At 33.5% G+C, this 6409-nt stretch carries 2 protein-coding genes and 1 pseudogene; 2 read left to right on the plus strand and 1 reads right to left on the minus strand.

All coding sequences use genetic code 11. The features are described 5' to 3' along the window. Positions 1–228 precede the first annotated feature (228 nt). Both SPD90_RS08255 and SPD90_RS08260 read left to right on the plus strand, forming a co-directional pair. Positions 229–4071, plus strand: a complete 3843-nt coding sequence (locus SPD90_RS08255) for a leucine-rich repeat protein (protein ID WP_320924909.1) — start codon at positions 229–231, stop codon at positions 4069–4071. A gap of 323 nt (positions 4072–4394) precedes the next feature. After that, positions 4395–5495, plus strand: a complete 1101-nt coding sequence (locus SPD90_RS08260) for an NAD/NADP octopine/nopaline dehydrogenase family protein (RefSeq protein WP_320625348.1) — start codon at positions 4395–4397, stop codon at positions 5493–5495. A gap of 100 nt (positions 5496–5595) precedes the next feature. Here SPD90_RS08260 and SPD90_RS08265 read toward each other — a convergent pair. Beyond that, a pseudogene (locus SPD90_RS08265) lies at positions 5596–6396 on the minus strand (CvfB family protein); the annotation flags it as partial. Positions 6397–6409: the final 13 nt, after the last annotated feature.

The raw sequence follows: 6409 nt of genomic DNA on the forward strand, positions 1-6409 counted from the left end.
TTAAATTTGGAAAATATTGTTTTAACCACAAAATTAAATTATACTTATAACATAAAATTGTAAAAAAATCTCTATCCTAAAGATCTATAATGTAGATTTTTTTGAAACACATATACGGAAATTATATTTATTAACAATTTGAAAATGAATATAATTTCCTATGTGTTATAAAAAATAAATTTTTTTGTAAAATAGGTATAATTTTTTTTGAAAGGGGGAAGGATTTAAATGAGAAGGTGGTTTGAGAAGGCAATAATCTTTGCAATTACAATTTCATTTGTATTTAATTGTGGTCTAGGCGAGATTATATCTTATGCACAGACTGCGGATATGGAGGGGATTTATCAATCAGTTGTAAATAGTTTCAATTTAGCTTCAGCAGAAGATGAGGTCAGTACTGTGGCGGAGAGTACGGCTTCTGGAGATTTTGAATATACTGATGTAGATGGCGGTGTATCTATAACTAAGTATACAGGAAATGCTGATGAAGTAATTATTCCTTCTACTATCGATGGAAAGGATGTAAAAATAATAGGAGAAGCTGCATTTGCAGAATCTAGTACATTAGTTACTGTTGTGATACCAGATGGAGTCACAGAAATAGGATCGTATGCATTTTCAGCATGTGAAACCTTAGAGAATGTTACAATGCCAAATAGCTTGGTGAACATAGGAAATTATGCATTTAATGGATGTTTTGATTTAGTGAATACAAGTATACCACAAAGTGTAACTAGTATAGGAGATTATGCGTTTTATAAGTGTGATAGATTAAGAGATGTTAAATTACCAAATAATTTAGAAAATTTAGGTGAGCGTGCATTTTATGATTGTGATATATTAGTTGTTACTGTACCAGACACTATTAAAACTATAGGAGAAAATGTGTTTACTGGATGTGACCGTTTGTATAAGGCGACACTTCCTGAAGGATTAACTGAAATACCGCTTGGCATGTTCAGTTCATGTTATGGATTAAAGCAAGTTAATATACCAAGTACTATTGAAACTATAGGAAGATCTGCATTTAATGGATGTTATAATTTGAATGGAATACATTTGCCAGAGGGTTTAGAGAGTATAGGAAATTTTGCTTTTTATCTGTGTACATCACTAGAAACAATAGATTTACCTGAGACTTTGAAAAGTATAGGCGCAGGTGCTTTTTCTAATTGCTCTAGCTTAAATGGTGTAATTTTACCACAGGGATTAACTGAAATAGATAGAGAAGCATTTCGCTATTGCAAGAGCTTGACTAGTATAGTAATTCCTAAAAATATAACACGTATACCTTCACTTTCATTCCAAGGATGTGAGTCATTGACTAGTATCAAATTATACCAAGGTGTTACAAACATAGACGATGATGCATTCCAAGGATGTACTAATTTGAAGGAAATATATATGCCAAAGACTATAGTTGAAATAGGCGATTCTTACAGTGATATTGTATTTGATGGTTGTACAAATTTGACAATGTATGTTTATAAAGATTCTGTATCAGAAACTTATGCTATAGATCATAGTATTCCTTATAAGTATATAGATGATTCTGCCTTTGGTACGTGTATGCAAATAGAAAGGGATAGCTATAATTTTTATACTAGCTCGACTTGTGGTATAGATGTGAAATTTTTCTCTAGAACTATTAGTACAGATGAGATAACATGGACAAGTAGCGATGAGAGTGTAGCTAAGATAAATTGTGCTACAAATTATTTAAATGAATCATCAGATATATACGATATAACTATAAATTTACGAATTAAGACTTTTGATAAAACAGGAACATGTACTATTACTGGAGAAACATCAGATGGAATTACAGTAACTTGTACAGTTAACGTTTTAAATTCATATGAGCAAACTGCAGATGATGATCCTATTATAGTACTTCCTGGAGTTATGGGAACTAGATTATTTTCTGCATATGAACTTGACTACGATAAAAGTACCGTTATATGGGATCCACAAGTAGGTGTTGATGATATAGTAGGAAGTGCTGATTCTCTTGTTGGTTTATCTAATGATTTATTGGGAAAAGTATATGTTAAGCCGCCTCAAAATCAACAACTTCTAAAAGAACATGAAAATTCTTTTGGGATAGAGTATAGAGAGTATGGTGCACGAAACGTTTATAAAAATCTTATAGATACATTATGTGATTCTACTGATAGACCTGTTTACTTTTTCGGCTACAACTGGATGGAAAGTAATTTAGATAGTGCTGATAAATTGAGAGAGTTTATAAATGAATTAAATACGGATAAAGTAGATTTAGTATGCCATTCTATGGGAGGAATAGTTGCATCTAGCTATATGTCTAAGTATAAGTCTGAAGACAAGGTAGATAAAATCATAACTTGTGGAACTCCTTATGAGGGAGCCCCAGGTATAATAAATAAGATGCAGAACTGGGATATTTTAGCGGATGACGATAATTTTATTTTGACTGATAGTAAAGCAGGAGATGTTTTAGGTGATTTTGCATTAGGGCTTGTAGGTGGATTAACTAAGCAAACAAAAACAAAAATAACTACTGCTGCAGAGCTAGTACCTTCAAAAAATTATGTTTCAAGGGTTGCTATGTATAAAAAAGGTATACCAGTTGAAGAAGCGATTTCATTTGATGAGTATAAAACTATATGTAAAAATATATTCAAAGAAAAGTACGATGCTGGTCTAATTTTCCAAGAAGCTATTAAAGGAAGTACGGGATATAATAATCTATTAGATTACGATAGGGCTTATTTCTTAATTGGTACAAACCAAAAGACTATAACATCTATTGTATTTAACAAAAGCGATGATGTAACCAAGATACTTTATGAAGAAGATTTAAAATATGAGACAAAAGGCGATGGTACAGTACCATATATTTCATCAACAATGAGTCAAGCAGTTAAGAGATTGCCTGAGGATAGATATTGTTTTGCTGATGGAAACCATACTCAAATTGTTAGAAAAGCTAAAACAATAGAATGGATAAAAGAAAAATTACAAATTACAGATGGAACTAGCACTTTATCAGACGACCAAACATTAAGTCAAGAACCACAAGGATCTGACTATATGGTTCTTCGTGTGGCTTGTCCAGTCGATGTAAATGTCGAGTCAAATGGAGAAGTATTAGATTCATCAGCATCATGGCTTGATATATCATCTTCTTTTGGTAGACTTGATATTATAGGACAAAACGATGATATAAAAATGCTTTGTTTAGATAAGAGCGATGATTACAATGTTGTTCTAGATGGCACTGGCGAAGGTACGATGGATTATGCTGTACGCTACTATAATTCAGATGATGAACTGCAAAGTGAGACAACAATTGAAGATGTTCCAATAACTGAAAACACAGTTATATGGACTAAACCAGTTTCTACAGAAGATATGGTTCTTGAGGTTGATATTGATGGAAATGGAACAGTTGACAAGACATATACAGTTCCAAAGGGTGAGTCAGTAGACGCAGAAAATATTGTAAAATTCAACCCAGATAATGGAGATCAAGTGATAAAGAGAGCTGTAGATTCAGAAGGCAAATTGAACTATACACCAGAAGCACCAACTAAGGATGGATATACTTTTGTTGGTTGGTATGAAGATACTGATGATATAACTACAGAATATAAATCAGGGGCTACATATACTAAAGACGTAACTTACAAAGCTAAATGGGCACATGTCAAAATGCTTGGAGCCCAAGTCAAAGCAGTAGTAGACGATAAGAGTGGCATAAGATTTGGTACAAAGATTTACGATGATGGCGATGAAATAGTTGAAAAGGGAACTATAATACTTCCAGTTAAATTATTACCAGAAGGAGAATCATTAACACTAAATACTCCAAAAATCGCTAGATCTGTAGGTAAAGTCAATTATGAAGTAAATGAAGAACAAAATTATGTAACATATTTGGGAACTTTAATAAATATAAATAGAGCTCAATTTGATACACAAATTACAGCTGCAGCGTATGTGATTTACAAGGATAAAGCTGGAAATGAATATACTGTTTATTCACAATATCCAAATGGCTCAAAGAGTGTAAATGACTTGTTGAAATAGATAAAAATGCTTCCTTTATTGATACGATAAATTAGTATCATAGGGGAAGCTTTTTTATATGTAAATATAAAATAGATAAAAATTAAATATTTGTTTTGAAATAATTTATATTTCTAGTCAAAATACATATAAAGTTCAAAAAAATAGAATATATTAACTGTGCCGTTTGTCGATTTAAAATCGATTTTTATAAAAAATATTTTGCAAAAATTGATTAAAATAAAAAATCTTGTCAATAATATAGTTAAGAAATAAAAGGCGAGATAATAAGACAGAAAGATAATTTATAGGCATAATAAAGTTAGCATTTAGGAGGTTTTGACATGAAGGTAGCGATTATTGGAGCAGGTAATGGAGGGATTACTGCCTGTGCAGATTTGAAGGATAGAGGATTTGAGGTCAGTTTGTTTGAATCAGATCGTTTTTCAAAGAACTTGGATTTTATAAAGGAGCAAGGCGGAGTGTATTTTTGTGAAGGCGATATTGTTGGATATAATAAGGATGTAGAGGGTAAATTTGTAAAGATAGATTTAATAAGCAAGGATATAAATGAAGTTATAGACGGAGCTGAGGTAATTATGATAGTGGCGCCAGGGGTTGCTATAGAGTATTTTGCGAGAATACTTGCACCTGTGGTAGATGAGGATCAAATAATACTTGTAAATAGTGCAGCATCTATGGCTCCAGTTAGATTTGTAAACGAGGCAAGGCAAATGGGCATAGATAAGAGCTTCAAGATAGCTGAGACTAATACGTTGACATATGGAACTAGGGCGATTGTAGAGTCTGCAAGAGTAGAGATGTACTTGAGAGTAAAGAAGGTATTTTTGGCGGCTTATCCATCTAGATATAATCAGGAGGTATTTGAGGTATGTAGTAAATTATACGACTGCTTTGTGCCTGCTAAAAATATTTTACAGATAAATTTAGAAAATGGAAACCCTGAGGTTCATCCTGGACCAGCTTTATTAAACGCGGGAAGGATCGATTTTTCTAATGGTGAGTTTTGGCTGTATAGAGAAGGGATAACAGAGCATACAGTAAATGTTTTGAAGGCTGTAGAAAAGGAAAGAATGGAGTTGGCTAGAGCACTTGGTTTTGAGGTAGAGGGTGCTTTGGAAGCTAGACAAAACAGAGGATATTTCTCTGATGACGATAAGAGTCTACAAGAGCATTTTAATACGAGTGAGGTTTTTACACAGATAAAGGGGCCTACTAGTGTGACATCTCGTTATTTTACTGAGGATATATCTACAGGGCTTGTCTTTTGGTCTGATTTAGGTAAAGCTTTAGGTGTTAAGACTCCTAATATCGATGCTATAATTGTGCTTGCATCGAGTATGCTTCAGACTGATTTTTACAGAGATGGGCTTACTCTGGAGAAATTAGGATTGGATAGAGAGGATCTTTATAAAACTATATAGTCTAGGTTTTTGTGGTGCATTATAAAAGACTATCGAGTTTTTTCGATAGCCTTTTGTAAGCAAGCTTTGTGAGTTTTATCAGAATTTATAAGAGGGCTTATTAAACTCTGTGGCATCCGCTTTCGTCTTGAGTTATAAGGTTTTTCTTCATTAGAACTCCAAGGGCTCTTTTGAAGTTTTTCTTGCTAGAGTTGAAGACTGTTTTGATTTCTTCAGGAGATGATTTATCGTTAAATCTCATGAAGCCGTCGTTTCCTTCTAGGTAGCTCATTATGGCTTTTTCTAGTGAGTCTAGCTCTTCTGCTCTTTCGCCTCTTGGAGATAGACCTAGTTTGCCGTCTTCGTAAATTTTTATGACTCTTAGATTTTCTAGTTTGTCGCCTATTTTTAGTTCTGTGAAGTATTCGTTGTTTAGGATTACTGCATCGTATTTGTTGTCGACACATACCATTGCTGTGTTGTTTGTTTGGAAGCCGTACACGATTCCATCTACTGTATCGCCGACTTTGTAGTCGTGTTTTGTTGATAAATATGGGAAGATATCAGTTGTAGCGGCTAGTCTTCCAGTTTTATCTAGGTATATATAGAATAGGTATCTTTGTCCCTTAGTCATTTCAAAAGTTTGTTGTTTGAAAGGAACTAGGATATCCTTTGGAAGACCTACATCTACAAAGCTTCCTATTTTAGTGTGGGCTACTACCTTTAGGTAAGCGACGTCGCCTAGCTTTGCCTTTGGGTATTCTAAAGTGGCAGAAAGTCTACCTTCTGAGTCCATATATATAAATACCTCAACTTCATCGCCGACCTCTACTGTGTGTTTGTTTAGAAGTCTTTTGTGAAGTAGAACATCGTCGTTTGAGTTTGCGCCTTCTTCTCCAACGAAATATCCGAAATTAGTCTTTCATTTTACTTTT

The organism is Intestinibacter sp., from assembly GCF_034113885.1.
Lineage (GTDB): Bacteria > Bacillota > Clostridia > Peptostreptococcales > Peptostreptococcaceae > Intestinibacter.